General features: G+C 72.0%; 19 protein-coding genes and 1 pseudogene. 11 read left to right on the forward strand and 9 right to left on the reverse strand.

What is annotated here, in order from left to right; genetic code table 11:
• Positions 1 to 9: 9 nt before the first annotated feature.
• Complete coding sequence (locus ACWIHT_RS35640; protein ID WP_456172456.1) at positions 10 to 1,395, reverse strand: tetratricopeptide repeat protein; 1,386 nt, start codon at positions 1,393 to 1,395, stop codon at positions 10 to 12.
• Positions 1,396 to 1,612: 217 nt separating this feature from the next.
• On the opposite strand from ACWIHT_RS35640, the gene ACWIHT_RS35645 reads away from it, so the two are divergent.
• The 10 genes from ACWIHT_RS35645 to ACWIHT_RS35690 all read left to right on the forward strand — a co-directional run bounded on the left by ACWIHT_RS35645 (position 1,613) and on the right by ACWIHT_RS35690 (position 11,720).
• Positions 1,613 to 2,617, forward strand: coding sequence for an acyltransferase domain-containing protein (locus ACWIHT_RS35645; RefSeq protein WP_456172457.1), 1,005 nt, complete (start codon positions 1,613 to 1,615; stop codon positions 2,615 to 2,617).
• 31 nt (positions 2,618 to 2,648) lie between these two features.
• Entirely contained in the window at positions 2,649 to 4,496 is a 1,848-nt protein-coding gene (locus ACWIHT_RS35650; RefSeq protein WP_456172458.1) for an acyl-CoA dehydrogenase family protein, read from the forward strand.
• Positions 4,493 to 5,563 carry a 3-oxoacyl-ACP synthase III family protein gene (locus ACWIHT_RS35655; protein WP_456172459.1) on the forward strand — a complete coding sequence of 357 codons (1,071 nt, stop codon included), beginning with the start codon at positions 4,493 to 4,495 and terminating at the stop codon, positions 5,561 to 5,563. The genes ACWIHT_RS35650 and ACWIHT_RS35655 overlap by 4 nt, the downstream gene beginning before the upstream one ends.
• Positions 5,560 to 6,399 (forward strand): SDR family NAD(P)-dependent oxidoreductase, encoded by an 840-nt coding sequence (locus ACWIHT_RS35660; protein WP_456172460.1) that lies wholly within the window; start codon positions 5,560 to 5,562, stop codon positions 6,397 to 6,399. Before ACWIHT_RS35655 ends, ACWIHT_RS35660 begins: the two co-directional genes overlap by 4 nt.
• 13 nt (positions 6,400 to 6,412) lie before the next feature.
• Positions 6,413 to 7,540 (forward strand): beta-ketoacyl-ACP synthase III, encoded by a 1,128-nt coding sequence (locus tag ACWIHT_RS35665; protein ID WP_456172461.1) that lies wholly within the window; start codon positions 6,413 to 6,415, stop codon positions 7,538 to 7,540.
• Positions 7,501 to 7,767, forward strand: a complete 267-nt coding sequence (locus tag ACWIHT_RS35670; RefSeq protein WP_456172462.1) for an acyl carrier protein — start codon at positions 7,501 to 7,503, stop codon at positions 7,765 to 7,767. The genes ACWIHT_RS35665 and ACWIHT_RS35670 overlap by 40 nt, the downstream gene beginning before the upstream one ends.
• A complete protein-coding gene (locus ACWIHT_RS35675; protein WP_456172463.1) occupies positions 7,767 to 9,002 on the forward strand; it encodes a beta-ketoacyl-[acyl-carrier-protein] synthase family protein in 1,236 nt (411 codons plus the stop codon). Before ACWIHT_RS35670 ends, ACWIHT_RS35675 begins: the two co-directional genes overlap by 1 nt.
• A 102-nt stretch (positions 9,003 to 9,104) precedes the next feature.
• Positions 9,105 to 9,257 carry a hypothetical protein gene (locus tag ACWIHT_RS35680; protein ID WP_456172464.1) on the forward strand — a complete coding sequence of 51 codons (153 nt, stop codon included), beginning with the start codon at positions 9,105 to 9,107 and terminating at the stop codon, positions 9,255 to 9,257.
• A gap of 14 nt (positions 9,258 to 9,271) precedes the next feature.
• Positions 9,272 to 10,015: a ParB N-terminal domain-containing protein gene (locus ACWIHT_RS35685; protein ID WP_456172465.1), complete on the forward strand. Its 744-nt coding sequence runs from the start codon at positions 9,272 to 9,274 to the stop codon at positions 10,013 to 10,015.
• A 553-nt stretch (positions 10,016 to 10,568) separates the two neighbouring features.
• Complete coding sequence (locus tag ACWIHT_RS35690; RefSeq protein ID WP_456172466.1) at positions 10,569 to 11,720, forward strand: sensor histidine kinase; 1,152 nt, start codon at positions 10,569 to 10,571, stop codon at positions 11,718 to 11,720.
• 46 nt (positions 11,721 to 11,766) lie between these two features.
• Here ACWIHT_RS35690 and ACWIHT_RS35695 read toward each other — a convergent pair whose 3' ends face one another.
• The 3 genes and pseudogenes from ACWIHT_RS35695 to ACWIHT_RS35705 form a co-directional block, all read right to left on the reverse strand.
• Positions 11,767 to 12,168, reverse strand: coding sequence for a hypothetical protein (locus ACWIHT_RS35695; RefSeq protein ID WP_456172467.1), 402 nt, complete (start codon positions 12,166 to 12,168; stop codon positions 11,767 to 11,769).
• A 217-nt stretch (positions 12,169 to 12,385) separates the two neighbouring features.
• A pseudogene (locus ACWIHT_RS35700) lies at positions 12,386 to 12,685 on the reverse strand (aldehyde dehydrogenase family protein); the annotation flags it as partial.
• An 84-nt stretch (positions 12,686 to 12,769) separates the two neighbouring features.
• Complete coding sequence (locus ACWIHT_RS35705; protein ID WP_456172485.1) at positions 12,770 to 12,967, reverse strand: aldehyde dehydrogenase family protein; 198 nt, start codon at positions 12,965 to 12,967, stop codon at positions 12,770 to 12,772.
• On the opposite strand from ACWIHT_RS35705, the gene ACWIHT_RS35710 reads away from it, so the two are divergent.
• Positions 12,912 to 13,061, forward strand: a complete 150-nt coding sequence (locus tag ACWIHT_RS35710) for a hypothetical protein (protein ID WP_456172489.1) — start codon at positions 12,912 to 12,914, stop codon at positions 13,059 to 13,061. The two genes, ACWIHT_RS35705 and ACWIHT_RS35710, sit on opposite strands and share 56 nt — an antisense overlap.
• A 43-nt stretch (positions 13,062 to 13,104) precedes the next feature.
• Here ACWIHT_RS35710 and ACWIHT_RS35715 read toward each other — a convergent pair whose 3' ends face one another.
• From ACWIHT_RS35715 to ACWIHT_RS35735, 5 genes are read right to left on the reverse strand one after another with little or no spacing between them, the layout of a single operon-like run.
• Positions 13,105 to 14,298 carry a cytochrome P450 gene (locus ACWIHT_RS35715; protein WP_456172468.1) on the reverse strand — a complete coding sequence of 398 codons (1,194 nt, stop codon included), beginning with the start codon at positions 14,296 to 14,298 and terminating at the stop codon, positions 13,105 to 13,107.
• A gap of 17 nt (positions 14,299 to 14,315) precedes the next feature.
• The gene (locus ACWIHT_RS35720) at positions 14,316 to 15,692 is read right to left on the reverse strand and encodes an alkaline phosphatase family protein (protein WP_456172469.1); all 1,377 of its coding nucleotides are present in this window, start codon (positions 15,690 to 15,692) and stop codon (positions 14,316 to 14,318) included.
• Positions 15,689 to 16,879, reverse strand: coding sequence for a metabolite traffic protein EboE (gene eboE, locus ACWIHT_RS35725; protein WP_456172470.1), 1,191 nt, complete (start codon positions 16,877 to 16,879; stop codon positions 15,689 to 15,691). The genes ACWIHT_RS35720 and eboE overlap by 4 nt, the downstream gene beginning before the upstream one ends.
• 7 nt (positions 16,880 to 16,886) lie before the next feature.
• Positions 16,887 to 17,741, reverse strand: a complete 855-nt coding sequence (locus tag ACWIHT_RS35730) for a TatD family hydrolase (protein WP_456172486.1) — start codon at positions 17,739 to 17,741, stop codon at positions 16,887 to 16,889.
• Positions 17,741 to 18,457, reverse strand: coding sequence for an EboA domain-containing protein (locus tag ACWIHT_RS35735; protein ID WP_456172471.1), 717 nt, complete (start codon positions 18,455 to 18,457; stop codon positions 17,741 to 17,743). The genes ACWIHT_RS35730 and ACWIHT_RS35735 overlap by 1 nt, the downstream gene beginning before the upstream one ends.
• Positions 18,458 to 18,481: the final 24 nt, after the last annotated feature.

Genomic DNA, 18,481 nt, shown 5'->3' on the forward strand with positions numbered 1-18,481 from the left:
CCCAATGGATCAGTGATCGCCACGGGAGACCCCGGCCGCCTTTTGCTTCCTCCGCGTCTCGCGCGCCCGGGCGATCAGGAGCGCGGCGGACTGGTTGACGGTGTGTGGGCGCAGCCGCGCGGTCAGGGCCCGGAGCCGGTCGTCGGCGCGGGCACTGGAGATGTGGGGATAGAGGTCCAGGAACGTGTGCCAGGTGTGGCACGCCTGGTCGAGGTGGCCGATCGTCAGCTGGGTCTCCGCCAGTTCGGCGAGGCAGACGGCGTGGGAGCGTCGTTCGTCGGCGGGGCGGTGGCGCAGGGCGCGGCCGAGTGCCTCCACGGCGGCCTGGTGGCGGCCCTGGCTGCGGGCCGCCGCCGCGTGCTGGAGTGCGAGCGAGCCCGGATGGAAGGAGCCGACCGGTGAGGTGGTACCGCCCGCCGCGCTGTCCAGGCACTTCTCGGCCCGCACGAGATGGCGGACATGGCCGCGGTCGCCCAGGGCCGCCCCGGTGACCGCCAACTGGCCCAGAAGGAAAGCCTGTTGGTGCTGGGGAGCGTGCCGGATGCCGACCCGTACGGCCTGTTCGGCGAGGCGGTGGGCGGCGGCATGGTGTTCGAGCGCGTGGGCCTGGACGCTCAGGCCGCGCAGGGCCAGGGCGTAGCCGACGCGGTCTCCTGCCTCGCGGGCGAGTTCGGCGCTCGTGAGGTAGAAGTGCTGGGCCGCGGCCTGATGGTTGGTGTCGAAGTGGGCGAACGCGCACAGGTAGGTGAGCCGGGCGGCCACGCTGAACAACTCCCTGCGGACGGCGGGTTTGACGTCCGTCTTGAGCCAGGGCAGCACCGCCGTGGCCAGGTACCGGCGCAGCGGCTGCCGTATCCGGCCGGCCCCGAAGACGGCGTCGCCGCGGGCGAGAACATCGAGCAGCTCGCGCGCCGACTCGACGTGCGCCATGCCGATGGCCGGCCTTGTTCCGCTCCGGGGGGCGACAGGTCCCCGGACCGGGGAGGAGGGCCAGTGGGGCGCTGCCAGCGCCCCGAGTGAATAGGCGCCCAGCAGGGCGGCGGTCCGTCGGTCGGTGAGGCGCAGCAGGTGATCGAGGCGGTCCACTCCGCTCCCTTCGCCGGGCGGGGCGCCGGGCAGGTCGTCCGGGTCCTGTCCGCGTGCGGTCAGCCCAGTGTCCTGCGGCCGGACGGGCCTGCCCAGATGGCGTGAGAGGGCCTCGGCGACGAGAGCGGGGACGGGCGGCCGGGGCCGGCTGCCGGCCAGCCAGTGGGCCACCGATGTGCGGTCGTAGTGCAGCGCCGTTCCCTGCTCGGCGCCGAGCGCGTTCACCTCCCGGGCCAGCCGGGCGCCGCTCCATCCCGCCTGGCCCAGGAGGCTTCGTAAGTCCTGGTTCGGTGTGCTGGCAGATCGCACGGCCCGTCCCTCGCCTTCGTGACAACCGGTGGATGCGATGCGGACGTTCAACGTCCGCTCAGGTTCAACGTCCTGGTCGCCCGCACCTGCGATGGAAGCGCTTTCGTGCGAGCAGGCTCAGTCTGGAGCGCGCTCGCGGCGGTGTGCAGTGCGCAAGATCGGCGCATCCACCGCGGTCGTGCGCCCCTCATGCCGTGACTCTTACCTGGAGCGAAGGATGGAAGAGGACAGGATGGAGACGGACGCGAGCGCATCGCGGATCCCCGATCACGCGTCCGGCCGGTGGAGAACAGTGCATCTCTTTCCCGGGCAGGGTGACTTCTCCGTCGGCGCCCTGGTGCGCGCCGTACGGGCCGACCCGTCGATGCGCACGGCCGCCGAGCAGGTCTTCGGGGTGATCGACGGCGTCGCGGGGGAGCGTGAACTGCGGCCGCTGGGGCCCTGGTTGCTGGGACCGACACCGCCGAGCGCTCGCGAGCTGGCCGACGAGGCCGTGGGATCCGCACAACTCGCCCTGTTCGGGGCGTCCATGACGGTGCATCAGGCGCTGTGCCGTACCCACGGGGCGCCGTTGGCCGTCGTCGGGGTGAGCTTCGGGGAGATCGCGGCGCTCACCGCCGCCGGTGTTCTCACCCTGGGCGACGGTGCCCGGGCCGCGCACGACCTCGCTCGCGTCCTTTCCTCCTGTCCCGGGGGACTGACCCTCCTGTCCTGTCCGGAACGGACCGCACGGGATCTGATCGACGGTGCGGGCACCCGGGACGTGGTGGTGGCCGTGGTCAACGACGACCGGTCCGTGGTGGTCGCCGGGCCCGTCGCCGAACTCGCCCGCGTCGAGGCGACGGCAGCCCGGACGGAGGTGACCGCCCACCGTCTCCGCCTGCCGTTCACCTCCCACCACCCCGCGCTCCGGGCCGAGTCGGAGGAGTTCGCCGCGGCCGTGCGCGCCTACCCCCGCGCCGAGGCGCGCTTTCCCGTCCACTCGGCCGTGGCCGGCCGTGCCTACACCGCCGCCGACGACCTTCCCCGGCGGCTGGCCGACTGCCTGGTCCGGCCCGCCAGGGTGCCCGACGTGCTGCGCCAGGCGGCGCTGTGCGAACCGGACGTCGTCTTCGAGGCCGGCACCGGCAGCGCCCTGGCGTCCAGCGCCCGCGCGGTCCTGGCCCGGCACCCCACGCTCGTACGCGCTCCGCTCGCCGAACCCCGTTCTCCTTCCCGATGACCTTCCCCGCCGATCGCCCTGGAGTCTCCCGATGCCCTCCGCACCTCCTCCCGTGGCCGCCCGTGAAGCGTTACGGCAGTTCGTCGACGGCCCCTGCGACCCCTCCTTCCTCTCCGCCCTCCACAAGGCGCTGGCCGACGGCCCGGGGACGGACGGCGTCCGCGGCGAGCGCCTGCTGCGTCGGCTGCGGGCGCTCGGCGAGGAACTGCCGCCCGCCCGCCGCCTCTTCGAGGACCCGGCCCAACTGGCCGCGCTGCACGCCTGGACGGCCGTGGCGGATCCCGCCCTGTGCCTGACGGCGCTGGTCCACTACCTGCTCTGCCTCGGATCCATGGCCCAACTCTCCGGCGAACCGGCCGCCTTGGAAGCCCGCATGGCGGCACTGGAGTCCGGACGCGCCAAGGGCGTCTACCTGATCACCGAGGTGGGCCAGGCGAACAGCCACCTCGCCACGGCCACCCGCGCCGAATTCGACGCGGCGAGCAGCGAGTTCGTCCTGCACACCCCCGACCCGGGCGCCGCCAAGTTCTGCAGCGCCGGATCACGCACCGTCCCGCAGACCGGCGTGGTCCTCGCGCGGCTGTACGCCGGGGGCGTCGACAGGGGCGTCTTCGCGTTCGTGGCCGACATCACCGACGAGCACGGGCCCCTGCCCGGCGTCGAGATGTCCTCGGGCCTCGAACTGGGCGCCCTGCCCCTGGACTACGTCCACATCCGCTTCCACCACGTCCGCCTGCCCTTCGCCCACTGGCTCGGCGACGGCGCCCGCATCGGCGGTGACGGCACCTTCCACGATCCGGCCGACTCCCTCGACCTGCGGCTTCAGCGCACCCTGCGGGTGGGCCAGGGGCTGTGGGCGACGATGCCCGCGGTGGCCGCCGCGACCTGCCGCCAGTCCGCCGTGCAGGCCGTCAACTACGCACGGCAGCGCCGTACTCAGGGACGACTCGCCCCCGGCGCCCCGCTGCTCGGCTACCGCAGCCAGCAGCGTGCCGTGCTGGGCGCCCTCGCCGACGCTTTCGCCCTGACCTGCGCCGCGCACCGGGCGAGCGCCCTGTGGGCCGACTCCCTCACGGCCGGCGACACCCAACAGGCGGACACCGCCCTGGGGTTCACGCCCTGGGCCGCCGTCAGCGCCCCCCTGGCCGCCTACAAGGCCCTCGCCGTGCGTACGGCGGCCCGTGTCGCCGCCGACTGCCAGCGCCGCTGCGGCTTCTCCGGTCATCTGGACGCCAACGGCCTCGCCGGATACCACGGCTTCCACCACGCCTTCGACACCGCGGGCGGAGACAGCCAGCTCATCCTGTACGACATCGGTCGCACGCTGGTCGAACAGTACGTCCCGGCCCCGCTACCTCCAGCGCCCGACGACCCGTCCCCCGACTCGCCGCTGTGGTGGCCGGCGCTCGCCCGGCGCCACGAGCACCTGCTGACCGAGCACCTGCGAGAGCGGCACGACCTCCGCGCCCGGGAGACGGCCGACCCCTTCGACCTCTGGAACCCCCTCCTGGAGGACGCCGGCCTGCTCGGCGAGTCGCACGCGACCCGGCTCATGGCCGACGACGTGGCACACACCCTCGCGCGGACGACGGACCCCGAACTCACCCGGGCCCTCGCGCCCCTGGCCGCACTGCACGGCGTCACCACGGCCCGCCGCTCGGCGGGAGCACTGCTCGCCCGCGGCACGCTGCGGCCCACGGACGTCGACGCCCTCACCGCGGCCGCCGACCGGCTGTGCGACGCGCTCCTGCCCCAACTCCCGCTGCTGACCGAGACGTTCGCCTTTCCCGACGACATCGCCGCCGCCCCGCTTGCCGCACCGGACGTCAACGCGGCGACGGACGCCAGGCTGACGTGGACGCTCGGAGGCACGGCATGACGGACGCCACCGGCCGCCGTATCGGCGTCCTCGGCATGGGCACGTACCTGCCGGCCCAGGTGCGTTCCAACGCCGACGTGGCCCGCGACGCCGGGGTGACCGCCGAGTGGATCAGTGAACGCACCGGCGTACGGGAACGCCGTGTCGCCGCCGCCGACGAAGCCGCCTCCGACCTGGCCGCCCGTGCGGTGCGTGCCGCGGCCGACACCGCCGGGATCCACGTGTCCGACATCGGGCTGCTGGTCTGCGCGACCTCCACGCCCGACGAACTGGGCCCGTCGACCGCCTGCCGGATCCAGGCCGTGCTGGGCGCCACCGGGGCCGTCGCCCTCGATGTCGGAGCGGCCTGTTCCGGATGGCTCTTCGCGGCGAAGGTGGCGCACGACTGGCTGCTCGCCTCCCCGGAGATCCGGTACGCGGCGGTCGTGGGCGTCGAGGCGTACTCGAAGTTCCTCGACCCCGCCGACCGGGGCACCGCGGTGCTGTTCGCCGACGGAGCCGCCGCCTCGATCCTCGCCCCGGTGGCCGCCCCGCAGGGCTTCGCCCACTTCTCCTTCGGCTCCGACGGCACCCTCGCCGACCGGGTGCTCATCCCGGCCGGCGGCAGCCGTCTGCCCGCCGACGCGGCCACGGTCGCGCGGGGCGACCACCGCATCCGCATGGACGGCCGGACCATCAGCCGTTTCATCACCGAGGTCTTCCCGGGCCTGATCACCGACACCCTCGACCGCGCCGGCCTCACGCTCCACGACATCGACCGAGTCGTCGCCCACCAGCCCAACCCCGTGCTGCTCCGCCGTATCGGAGCCGAACTGGGCATCCCCGACGGCCGGTTGGTCGTCGTCGGGGACGAAGTGGGCAACATCGGCGCCGCCAGCACGCCGTACGCCCTCGCCGCCGCCGCGCGGAACGGACTGCGGGCCGGCGACCGGGTGCTGCTCGCCGTGTTCGGTGCCGGCATGACCTGGGGCAGCGGACTGCTCACCTGGACCGGCGCACCGGCCCCCACCGCGCCCACCCGGACCGCTCCACCCGAACTCCACGAGACAGAAGGACCCGCCCGATGAACGCTGTTGACCTCTTCCGCCTTGACGGCGCCCGCGCCCTGGTGACCGGTGCCTCGCGGGGCATCGGCAAAGCCGTCGCCCTGGGGCTGGCCGACGCCGGCTGCGACCTGGCGCTGTCGGCCCGCACCCCGGCCGCCCTCGACGACACCGTGCGGTCGGTCCAGGACCGCGGCCGCAAGGCCGTCGCCCTCGACGCGGACCTCGCGGAACCCGGTGCCGCCGCCGACCTCGTCGACCGGGCCGCCGCCGCGCTGGGCGGTCTCGACGTGGTCGTCCACAACGCCGGCACGCTTCCCACCACCGACGACGGGGCACCGGTCCTGGTGCCCCTACAACACGCCCGGCAGGAGGACTGGGACACCGTCGTCACCGTCAACCTCAACGCCACCGCGGCCCTGTGCCGCGCCGCCCACCCGCACCTGGCCGACTCCGGGCGGGCCAGTCTCATCCTGATGTCGTCCGTCGCCGGACTCGTCGGCACCCCCATGATGGAGGCGTACGCCGCCACCAAGGCCGCCCAGCTGTCCCTGACCCGCTCGCTCGCCGTCGGCTGGGCACGCCAGGGCATCCGGGTCAACGCCCTGTGCCCCGGCTGGACCCGCACCGACATGACCGCCTTCGCCGTCGGCACCGAGCCCCTGTCCGACTGGCTCACCAGCCATGTCCCGCTCGGCCGCTGGGCCACCGCCGACGAGGTGGTGGGCGCCACGCTCTTCCTCGCCGCACCCGCCTCGTCGTTCGTGACCGGGCACGCCCTGGTCGTCGACGGCGGACTGGCGGTGCCCGACGGGGGCCTGGCCGGATATCCCAAGCCGCCCTCACCGTTCGCCGCATAAGGGGCCGTGCGTGATGTCCGCCGCCGAGAGCAACGCCACCGCCGTCATCACGGGAATCGGCGCCTGTCTTCCGGAACACGTCGTCGACAACGCCATGGTCATCGCGCGCGGCGCGCTGCACACCGACGACACCTGGATCCGTACCAGGACCGGCATCGCCCGCCGCCGCCACGCCGAGCGGGGCACGAGCACCGGCGACCTCGCCGTCGGCGCCGGTCGCGCGGCCCTCGACTCCGCCGGGGACCACCGGCCCGACCTGCTCCTCCTGGCCACGAGCACCCCCGACCACCCCTGCCCCGCGACCGCTCCCGCCGTCGCCCACCGGCTGGGCCTCGGCACGATCCCCGCGTTCGACCTCGCCGCGGTCTGCTCGGGATTCCTGTACGCGCTCGTCACCGCGACCGCCCTGGTCCGTGCCGGAACCTGCTCGACCCCGCTGGTGATCGGCGCCGACACCTACACGACGATCGTCGACCCGCGGGACCGGGCGACAGCGCCGATCTTCGGCGACGGCGCCGCCGCGGTCCTGCTCCGACCAGGTGACCGCGACGCCCCCGGCGCGGTCCTCGCCACCGACCTCGGGGCCGACGGCAGCGGCAGCGACCTCATCACCGTTCCCGGCGGCGGCTCCCGCCACCCCCGCGGACTGCCTCCGCCCGGACCCGACGCGCACTACTTCCACATGCGGGGACGCACGGTCTACGCCCACGCCGTGCGCCGTATGACCGAGTCCTCCCGGACCGTCCTGGAGCGGACCGGATGGCCGCCCGACACCCTCGGGGCGTTCATCGGCCACCAGGCCAACCAGCGCATCCTCGACGCCGTCGCCGAACGCCTGGGCATCGCCGCGGACCGCCGGTTCGGCACCATCCAACACACCGGCAACACCGCGGCCGCGTCCATCCCCCTCGTCATGGCCGACAGCACCGTGCACGCGGCCGTCCGGCCCGGCGAGCGGGCCCTGCTCACGGCCTTCGGCGGCGGCCTCACCTGGGCCTCCGTCGCCCTCAACTGGCCGGACACCGCGCCTTGTTCGCAGGCGCCGCCCGCCGGGCCGGACACCGCACCGCCGCGCACCGCCGACCTCTCAAGGAGTCACCCATGGACCTCGACCACGCCGACATCCACGCCCGCCTCGTGACCATTCTCAGCGACAAGTTCGAAGTCCCCGCCGACCGGATTCGCGAAGCCGCCACCCTCGATGAACTGGAGCTGGACTCACTGGCCGTGGTGGAGCTGTACGTCACCCTCCAGGAGGAGTGGCAGGTGCCCCTCGACGACTCCACGGCCTCCGGCGATCTCACCGTCGCCGACGTGACCCGCGCGGTGGCCGAGCTGCTCGGGGACTCCGACCGCGGAGCGGCCTGATGCGCGTGAGCGGCGGGACGCGCCCGGAGGAGATCGCCGTCACCGGCATCGGTCTGGTCACGCCGGGCGGGATCGGTACCGAGGCGACCTGGGAAGCGGTGTGCGCCGGACGTTCCGCGGCGCGCACCGACCCCGACCTGCACGGCCTGCCCGTGACCCTGTCCTGCCGCGTACCACCGCACGAGCAACGCCCGGGCACACTCTGGCGCCACGACCGGAGCACCCGCTTCCTCCTGCTCGCGGCCGAGGAGGCCCTCACCTCGGCGGGACTCGCCGGGAGGGAGTGGGACCCCGCGCGGGTCGCCGTGGTCGTCGGCACCGCGGCGGGCGGCATCGACACCCTGGAGACCCAGCACCGCAAGCTGCTCACCACCGGGCACGCCACCGTGTCCCCCATGACCCTGCCCGCCTTCCTTCCGAACATGGCCGCGGGCCACCTCGCCCTCGAACTCGGTGTCCGGGGCCCCTCCTTGCAGACCTCGACGGCCTGCGCCTCCGGGGCCACGGCCCTCATCACCGCCCTGTTGCTCCTGCGGGCCGGGGCCTGCGACATCGCCGTCGCGGGCGGGACCGACGCGATGGCCACGCCGCTGTGCGCCGCCGCCTTCGCCAAGATGGGCGCGCTCTCGCGGCGCGAACACGAACCCGGCCGGGCCTCACGGCCGTTCGACAAGGAGCGCGACGGGTTCGTCCTCGGCGAGGGAAGCGCCCTCCTTGTCCTCGAACGCAGACGGCACGCCGAGGCGCGGGGTGCCGGAATCCTGGCCCTCCTGGCCGGTCACGGCAGCACCAGCGACGCCCACCACCCCACCGCACCGCACCCCGAGGGGGCCGGGTTGCGCGCGGCGATCGCGGTCGCTCTCGCCGATGCCGGGGCGCACGCCGACGACGTCGACCACATCAACGCCCACGGCACGAGCACCCCGCTCAACGACAGGGCCGAAGCCGCGGTCATCCGCGACCTGTTCGCCGCCCGGCACCCGCCGGTCACCTCGGCCAAGGGAGCCCTCGGGCATACCATGGGCGCCGCCGGCGCCGTCGAAGCGGCTCTCACCGTGCTGACCATCGCCCGCGGCACCATCCCGCCCACCGCCAACTTCGAAGCCCCCGACGACACCACCGCCGGCATCGATGTCGTCGCGGGAGGTCTCCGTCACCAACGCCTCGGACTCGCCCTCAGCCACTCCCTCGGCTTCGGGGGCCACAACACGGTGCTCGCTCTGACACCCGCCTGAACCGGACGGACCCCCGGGCGGGACCTTGCAGATGAGGTGGGCCGGAACCGCCCGCGCTCCCGCTCCGGCTCCCGCCGCTACGCTGGCCGAAGCCTTTGAGATATGGGCGAAGTGGAGGACACCAACCGGCTCGCCCCGCCGCAGATGGTGCAGGGCGATCCGCGCACGTTGACGCTCCTCGACATCAACGCGCGGTTCCTGCCGCATGAGCAGTTCCGGCAGCCGTCGCGAACGTCGAGCGCGACGGCTGCCTGACGTCAACACCGCTGGTGTGGAACGACATTGAGTCCGGGCGGTTGGTCGTACTGTCCGGCAACCACCGCACGCTCGCCGCCATCCAAGCTGGCCTGGCGCAGATCTGGTGGATGCAGATCGACGAGCCGCTGCCCCGCCAGCGGCAGATCGCGCTCCAGCTCTTGCACAACGCGATCGCCGGCCAGGACGATCCGGCGATCCTCAGGGAGCTGTACGACGGGCTGGAGTCGGTGGAGTGGCGGCAGTACACGGGACTGGGTGACAAGACCCTGGACCTGCTGGAGAAGGTGGACGTCTCCTCCCTCGGTGAGGCGAACCTCGACTTCGCCAGCGTGCAGTTCATGTTCCTGCCCGCCGAACTGGAGCGGGCGGAGGCCGCGTTCGACGCGGCCCGGTCGACGGCGGCGGCGGATCAGCGGTGGGTGGCTGGGCCGGAGCGGTACGAACCGGTGCTTGATGCGCTGGAGACCTCGCGGGCCGCGTACAAGATCGGTAACAGTGTTACGGCGCTCGGCGTGATCCTCACGGTGTTCGAGCGGCACGTAGGCGAGTTGGTCAAAGGTTGGTTCGACGCGGGTTCTGGGGAAGCGACCCGGGCCGGGAGGGCGCCGCTGGAGACAGTGTTCGGTGCGAGGGTCGTGCCGGTGGCGACGGCGGCCGTTGTACGGGCCGTTGTCGACCGGATGGTGCGGGACGGCACTGTGCCGGCCGAAGAGCCGTGGCGGGTGTTGGAAGTCCTGGCCCCGCAGAGCGAATAGATGGCCATGGAGAGGAAAGGGCGGGGACTTCGGAATGGCCCCTCCGCCGAGTTGCGGGGGGCCTGTGCCGCAGAGCCCTTTGGACCGATCTCGACAACCTCCTGCCCTCGGCTCACCCCCCGCGTCCCGCTGCGGCCCAACGAATCCGGCCCTGCCGATCCGGCAGCGTCGCGCCGGGCAAGCGGTCAGCTGGGTGCAGGGCCGTGCGGGAATGCGAGCTGACTGATGATTTCCTCCTCCAGCGGATACATGAGCAGTACGCGCTCCGTGCCAATACGGCGGTTGCAGTAGGGAGATCGCGTCGGAAGAACGATGACGCAAATACCGTGCCACGAGAGCCTGGCCGCCAACGGGTTCGGTTCTGTCTCCTTGGAGTTCGACCGACCCACCCTTCACACAGTAGGCGAATGGCATGAAGAGCCTGGGAGAGCAAGACACCTCATCGGCTGCGAGGACTCTTGCGGCTGCGGCGGACGACTCTACGTACGAGTCGAACCCGCAAGCGGAAATCAAGGTTTCACCCGGCCGGAGCAGAATCTCGTGGTACTGACCTATGTGGAAAACAGTTCGGTACGCGGCTCGGGCCACGGTTCATCTCTTCCTGGCCGCGGCGATGGCGTTCGGGATGTGGCTCTTCATCACCGTGCTGGAGATCGCCGTGATCGGCACGGTCACGGTCGTCTGCGCATGGCTGCTGCCCGAGACCGTGCTGGTGATCCGACGGATCGCCGGGGCCAAGCGGAAACTGACCACCGCGTGGACGGGAGTGAAGATTCCCGAGGCGTACCAGCCCTTGACCGGGACGATGCGTGAGCGGTGGATCAAAGCCGTCCGGGATCCCGGCACGCACACCGATCTGCGCTGGATGGTCTCCTACTGGTTCTACGGTGCGCTGCTCGGCTTCGCACTGCCGCTGTGGCCCTTGGGCCTGGTCGTGGACGGCGTGTGGGCCGGGCTGCTGCGCCGCACACCGGTCGTCCTGCCGCTGATCGTGCGGCTGGCGGATTTGGAGGCCCGCTGGTCGACCATCCTGCTCATGCCCTCCCCGAAGGCTCAACTGGTCGCCCGGGTGCAGGAACTGAAGCTGACTCGCGCCGACGCGATCTCCGCGCACGAGGCCGAGCTGCGCCGCATCGAGCGGGACCTGCACGATGGCGCCCAAGCAAACTTGGTGGCCCTGTCGATGCGGATCGGGCTCGCCAAGCGGGCCTACGACAGTGCCCCCGCCGCCACTCACAAACTGCTGGACGACGCCCAAGCCCAGGCCGAGCAGGCACTGACCGAGCTACGGCACGTGGTGCGCGGCATCCATCCGCCGATCCTCACCGACCGAGGTCTGGTCGGCGCCGTACGGGCGCTCGCCGCGAGCAGCGGCCTTGCTGTAACCGTGGAGGAGGGCGGCCTTGAGGAGGGCCCCCGGGCGCCCGCGGCCGTCGAGGCGGCGGCCTACTTCGTAGTTGCCGAGTCACTCACCAACGTCACCAAATACAGTGGCGTGGATCGTGCCGGAATCGCACTGGCCCGTACCCGGCGGGGGTTGACCGTGCGGGTGTGGGACGAGGGTTGCGGCGGTGCCGACGAGTCGCAGGGCTCGGGGCTGCTCGGGATGCGGCGCCGGGTTGCCGCGTTGGACGGGACGCTCCATATGACCAGCCCCGTTGGGGGCCCGACTGTCATCGACGTAGAGCTGCCATGCGTATGGTGATCAGGGCGCTTTCGATTTGCGCTCAGCAGTCTGCGGCCTGTCCCGGCTATGCCGCGTGGCGGGCTGTGGCCGGCTTGCGGCGGTTCGACAGAAGGTTCGACAGAAGGCCGCCTGCGGCGCCGAGTGAGACCAGGCCCATTCCGGTCGCGGTCGCGATGCCCTTCACGCCGTCCATGGTCAGGTAGCAGGCTGTGGCCACGCCGCCGTTGAAGAGGAACAGGAACCACAGGGTGGAGGACTTCGACAGGAATGCCTTGATCTTCGGCTTCTTCGCGATGCGTGATCCCGCGAGCAGTGAGATGGCGATTCCGGTGTAGGTGGCCACGTTCTTCTGGGTGCCGTCGAGGACGGTGCCGGAGGCGGTGCTCGCGACGAGGCCGCCGACGAAGAGCGACCAGAGCAGTAGATCGGCGACGAGCGACTTGGCGGTGGTGAGCAGCGGCTTCACGGGGTTTTCCTTCGGAGTGGGGGACGCGGGGACGTTTTCGATCTCTGCCGACTACGATCCCGCCGCTCGCTTGCCGCCACGAGGGCGCGCTCTCCCGGATCCGGGGTGTAGCCAGCTGCACCGCTTGCTGTCGCTCCGGCGGGATGATCGACACGGTCTTGTAGCGCAGGAACTCGTCGATGCCCGCTCGGCCGCCCTCCTTGCCGTAGCCGCTGAGGCCGTACGGCGTGTTGTTGGCGAGGGTGATCGCCTCGTCCTCGGTCGAGAACTTGAACACCAGCAGTACGGGGCCGAAGACCTCCGTCTGGGCGATCTCGTGGTTCGGGTCCGCGTCGGCGATGATCGTGGGCTCGACGAAGTTCTTGTCGGCGAGGTCACCGCCGGCTCGGTTGCCGCCGATGGTGATCCGCCCGGCCTTGTCCCGTCTGGCGCGGTCGAGCATCCCGCAGACCCGCTCGACCGCGGCGGCGTTGATGAGGGGCCCCACCTTGACGTCGGGGTCGAACGGGTCGCCCATGCGGTAGGTCGCGGCACCACACAGCCCTGTCCGGCCAGCACCCCGATGCTGTCGCGTACGGCGCGGCTCGCCACCGCGTCGAGGTCACCGGCGGTACGGGGCGAAGGGGGTGAACTCCGAGGGCTTGACCACCAGGCGGTTCCCGGCCGCCAGTGTTGGGATCACCTTGATGCCCAGCGACACGACGGGGCCGTTCCAGGTGACGATCACACCCCCCGCTCCGCGGATGACCGAGCGGCTACTCGTCGGCGTCGAACAGGTCCACTCCTCGTGCTGCCGCAACGTGGCCCAACTGTCCGGGGGCGGCGTCCTGGTGGTCGGCACCGGTCGGTCCGGCTGCCGGACGGCCGAGGACCTGTACCGCGCGGGGCGCTAGGTGCACCTGGCCGTGGGCAGGGCGCCGCGACACGCTGCGGGGATCACCAAGCGACCGGCAGCTCCCGTACCCCGTGGACCGCGCGTCCTTCGAATGCGTACTCCTCCGCGGCGGGGTCGGTCAGGCGTAGCTTCGGCAGGCGGTGGAACAGCATCGGGAGCGCGATCTGGAGTTCGGCCCGGGCGAGCGACTGGCCGAGGCAGTGGTGCAGTCCGTGGCCGAAGGCCAGGTGCTGGCCGGCGTCCCGGGCGAGGTCGAGTGTGTCGGGGTCGGCGAAGACCGCGGGGTCCCGGTTGGCCGCCTGCAGGGCGACCACCACACCTTCGCCTGCCTGGATGGTGACGCCGCCGATCTCGACGTCCTGGGTGGCGATGCGGCGCAGGCCGATGTGGACGACGGTCAGGTAGCGAAGGAGTTCCTCCACCGCGCCCGGCACGAGATCCTCGTCGGCGCGCAGTGCGGCCAGTTGCTCGGGATGGCGCAGCAGCGCGATGACGCCGAGGGAGAGCATGCTCGCGGTCGTCTCGTGCCCGGCGATGAGTATCTGGACGAGTAGACCGGCGGCTTCCGCCGGGGTGGCCTCGCCGGTGGCGACCCGTTCCGTGGCGAGTTTGCTCATCAGGTCGTCGCCGGGTTCGCGCGACTTGGCGGCCAGTAGTTCCTGGAGGTAGCCGAAGAGCGCCGCCCAGCCGGCCCGCATCGCCTCCGGTCCGGCCGAGACCGTGGCGAAGGCCGCGGCCTGCCGGTGGATGAACTCCCGGTCCGTGTACGGCACTCCGAGCAGTTCACAGATGACCAGAAGAGGCAGCGGCAGGGTGAAGTGCTCGACCAAGTCGGCGGGTTGCTGCTGTTTGACGAGCCCGTCGAGGAGTTCGGCGGTGATGTGCCCTATGGCCGGCCGCAGTTGCTCCACTCGTCGGAAGCTGAACTCGGGGATGAGCATGCGGCGCAGCCGGGTGTGGTCGGGCGGGTCCATGGCGAACAACTGGCCGGGGGTGCGCGGCGGCGTCGTCGGCTGGAGCCCGGGGAAGCCCGGCCGGACGTTCTCCGAGCTGAACCTCGGGTCGCTGAGTACGGCGCGGGAGTCTTCCTGCCGGGTCACGAGCCAGGGATGGTTGTCGCCCCACAGGCTGATCCTGGTCAGGGGCCGTTCCCGCACCCACCGCCCGTACTCGGCGGCGGGGTCGAGGAGGGGGCGATGGAGGGGCAGGGGCGGCGGACTGTCCGTCGAGTGCATGTGGGTGGCTCCTGTGGTCAGGGGGTGGTGATGCCGGCCAGGGTGAGGAGGAGGTCCTTGACGTCGGTGGCGTCGATCTCGGCGCGTGCGGGACCGGGGCGTGAGCACAGCAGGACGGGGCTGTCCTGCGGGTCCTGCGGCAGTCGGCCGTGACTCCCGCGCACGCCGGAGGGGTCCAGGGGCACGGTCTTGACGCGGTAGCGCAGTCCGGCCTTCTTGCGGGCGACCTGGCCGATGGCGCGTGCCTTCACGCCGGGCACGGTGGGGTCGTAGAGGAGTTCGGCGGGGTCGTAGCCGGGTTTGCGGTGGATCTCGACCTGGCGGGCGAAGTCCGGGGCGCGGTCGTCGTCCAGCCAGTAGTAGTACGTGAACCAGGCGTCGGCTTCCGCGATGGCGACCAGCTCCCCGGAGCGTTCGTGGTCCAGTCCGTGGAACGTCTTGCCCTTTTCGTCCAACACCTGCTCCACGCCCGGGAGTTCGGCGATGACATCCGCCACCGCATCCGTGTCGGCGGGGTCACGGACGTAGACGTGCGCGATCTGGTGATCGGCGACCGCGAAGGCGCGGGAGGTCCACGGGTCGAGATACTCCATGCCGTCCTGCGTGTAGACGTCGAGCAGCCCGGCCCGGCGCAGCGCGCGGTTGATGTCGACCGGGCGGGAGACGGGCGCGATGCCGTACTCGCTCAGGATCACGACCGTGGCGTCCTCGCGCCGGAAGTGGTCCAGCAAGGGGCGCAGCGCGTCGTCGAGCCGTCGCGCCTCGCGGGCCGACCGCGGTGAGTCGGGGCCGGAGCGCTGGGGTTCGTAGTCGAGGTGGGGGACGTAGACCAGGGTCAGGTCGGGTCGGTGCTCGTCGAAGATCTGGCGGGCGGCGGCCAGGATCCACTGGCTGGAGGGGATGCTCGCGTTGGGGCCCCAGTAGGTGAAGAGGGGGAACGGGCCGAGCCGGTCGGTGAGTTCGTCGTGCAGGGCGGGCGGCCAGGTGTAGCAGTCGGGTTCCTTGCGGCCGTCGGAGTAGTAGACCGGGCGCGGGGTGACGGTGAGGTCGACGTCGGCGCCCATGGCGTACCACCAGCAGACGTTGGCGACCTTGTAGTCGGGGCGGGTGCGGCGGGCGGTGTGCCACAGCTTCTCGCCGCCGACGAGGGCGTTGTGCTGGCGCCACAGCAGGACTTCGCCCAGGTCGCGGAAGTACCAGCCGTTGCCGACGACGCCGTGCTCGGCGGGAGGTGCGCCGGTGAGGAGGGTGGACTGGACCGAGCAAGTGACGGCGGGCAGGCCGGGGTTGAGCCGGGCCTGGAAGCCCTGCGCCGCGAGGGCCGAGACGGCGGGCATGTGGCGCAGCAGGCGGGGGGTCAGGCCGGCGATGTCGAGAACGACCAGTCTCGTCATGAGACGGGCTCCTTTCGCGTGAGGGACTGGGGAAGCAGGCCGAGTTCCGTGAACCGGTCGTGGGTCCAGGCGAGTTCGGCGGCCAAACCCGCGACGAGGCCCTCGCGGTCGTGCGGCCGCAGGTGCTCGGGCAGGACGGACCAGGTGTAGGTCTCGACCTCGACGTGATCGCAGACGGCGTGCGGGCCACCGAGCAACTCACTGAGGGCGCTGGTCAGTTCGGTCGCCGTGGTGCGCAACGGCGGTTCGGGCTCGGCGTGCAGGGGTGCGTGGAAGTGGACCCGCCAAGGAGATGCGGGGTCCAGCCCCCCGGCGAGGGCATCCGGGAGGTCGTCCACACCGGTGACCGCGCCGCCCAGGGCCGTACGGGTCTGGTGCAGGAAGCGGGGTTCGGCGAACCGGGCGAGCGCTCGGCGCGCGGCCGGGTCGGCGGGGTCGTCGGCCTGCAGGGCGCTGGACGCCTGGACCTTGACGACCGGAAGGCCGGCGTCGGCGAGACGGCGCAGCGCCTGTGCCGGTTGTTCGAACTGCACGGCGAGGTGGCAGGTGTCCAGGCAGATCCCGAGCCGCTCGGGGTCCAGGCCCCCGAGTTCCCGGGCGGCCTGGACGGTGTTCTCCACCACGCATCCGGGCTCGGGCTCGAAGCCGACCCGGATCGCCCGGCCCGTGTCGCGCTCCAACTCGGCCAGTTCTGCGCCCAGTTGGTCCAGGGCCCGGCGGGCGGTGTCGCGCGCGGCGGGCGGCCAGGGTGTGCGCCAGGCCAGGGGCAGGGTGGACACGCTGCCGCGCCGCGCGTCGTCGGGCAGCAGTGCGGCGAGCACCCGGGCGCAGTCGACGGTGTAGCGCAGGCGGGCGGGGTCGGTCCAGTCGGGCAGGTAGACGTCCTTCTTGACCACCTCGCGGTGGAAGCCGCCGTAGGGGAAGGCGTTGAGGGTGACGGTCTCCAGTCCGCGTGCGGTCAGTTCGGTGCGCAGGCGGTGGACCGCGTCGGGCCGGGCGGAGAGTTCGGTGACCACGTCACGGGCCAGCCAGAGGCCGATGCCGAGCAGGTCGGCGCCGAGTGATTCCCGTACGGGCTCGGCGTAGGCGGCGAGTTGGGCGACCACGCCGTCGAGGTCCTCGGCCTGGTGGACGTTGCTGCAATAGGCGAGGTGGACGGTCGTACCGTCGGGGTGCCGGAAGCGCACGGCGGCCTCACTCTCCGCCGCGCTTGATCGAGTTGCCCTCGAACAGGGCGGTCTCGTCCGGCTTGACGTCCGTCAGGTCCAGTCGGCCGCTCTGCCCGTAGAAGGCCACCGGGTTCCCCCACATGACCTCGTCGACGGTGTCGGCGTCGAAGCCGGCGGCGAGCATCGCGTCGGCGGTCTTCCGGGTCTTGAGGGGATCGCTGCGCCCCCAGTCGGCCGCCGAGTTGACGAGCTTCCGCGCGGTGCCGTGTTCCTGGAGGATCCGCACCATGCGGTCCTCGCTCATCTTCGTGTCCGGGTAGACGGAGAACCCCATCCAGCAGCCGCTGTCGGCGACCATGGACACCGTGAGTTCGTTGAGGTGGTCGACGAGGACGTGCTCGGGCGGGATGCCGGACTCGCGGACCACGTCGAGGGTGCGGCGGGTGCCGACGGCCTTGTCGCGGTGCGGGGTGTGGACCAGGACCGGCAGATGGTGCTCGATGGCGAGTTCGAGCTGCCGGGCCAGGGCCTCGTCCTCCTCCGGGGTCATGGAGTCGTAGCCGATCTCACCGACGGCCACCACTCCGTCCTTGGCCAGATAGCGCGGCAGCACGTCCAGCACACCGGTGCAGCGCGGGTCGTTCGCCTCCTTCGGGTTGAGGGCGATCGTGCAGCGGTGCTGGATGCCGAACTGGGCCGCGCGGTACGGCTCCCAGCCGAGCAGGGCGTCGAAGTAGTCGGTGAAGCTGTCCACGGAGGTGCGGGGCTGGCCGAGCCAGAACGAGGGCTCCACCACCGCTCGGACACCGGCCGCGTACATCGCCTCGTAGTCGTCCGTGGTGCGCGAGGTCATGTGGATGTGGGGGTCGAAGATACGCATCATGCAGCTCCGGTGAAGGCGGCGAGCGCCGCTGCGGCGGCGGCTCGGCGGTCGGATGAGGGCGAGGCGGCTTCCCCGGGCAGTCCCGAGGCCTCCAGCGCGCCGGGATGCGCGCGCACGATCGGCCAGATGTCGGACGGCACGTCACGGCCGGCGGCGACTCGCTCGTGGGCGAAGTCGGCCAGCATGCGGGCCAGTTCGCGATCCGCGCGCTCCGTGAGGCCCGCCACCCGGTCGAGGGGGATGCCGCAGAAGACGCACTTCAGTACGGCGTGCCGGAAGCCGTCGTCGTCCAGGTGCCGTGCTGCGTAGGGGCCGAGGGCCGCCTCGATCAGGTCCGTCTCGTTGCCCCGCAGCGCCGCGCGCACCAAGGGCAGTGCCAGGTGGGCGAACGAGGGGTCCGTGTCCTCCAGCAGCGCCAACGAGCGGAGTACCGCCCGCTGTTCGGCGCTGTCTCCGTACCGGTGCAGGGCGGTGATCTCCTCCGCCAACGCCGCTCCGCGCAGTGGCAGGGCGGCGAGCAGCCGGGCGCGGGCGGCGTCCGCCACCGTCCAGCCGGCGACAAGCGGTCCGCGTCCGCAGTGTCTGCCGACGGCAGGGAAGAGAGTGCGCACAGTTGCCGGGGCATCGCCGACGCGGGCGACGGCATCCGTCAGCCAGTGCCGCGCCTCCGGGGTGAGGTGGTGGTCGAGGGCGGTAGGGATGTGTGGGGACACCGCGCATGCCTCCTTTTGGAATGC

This window comes from Streptomyces sp. NPDC002276 (genome assembly GCF_053891435.1).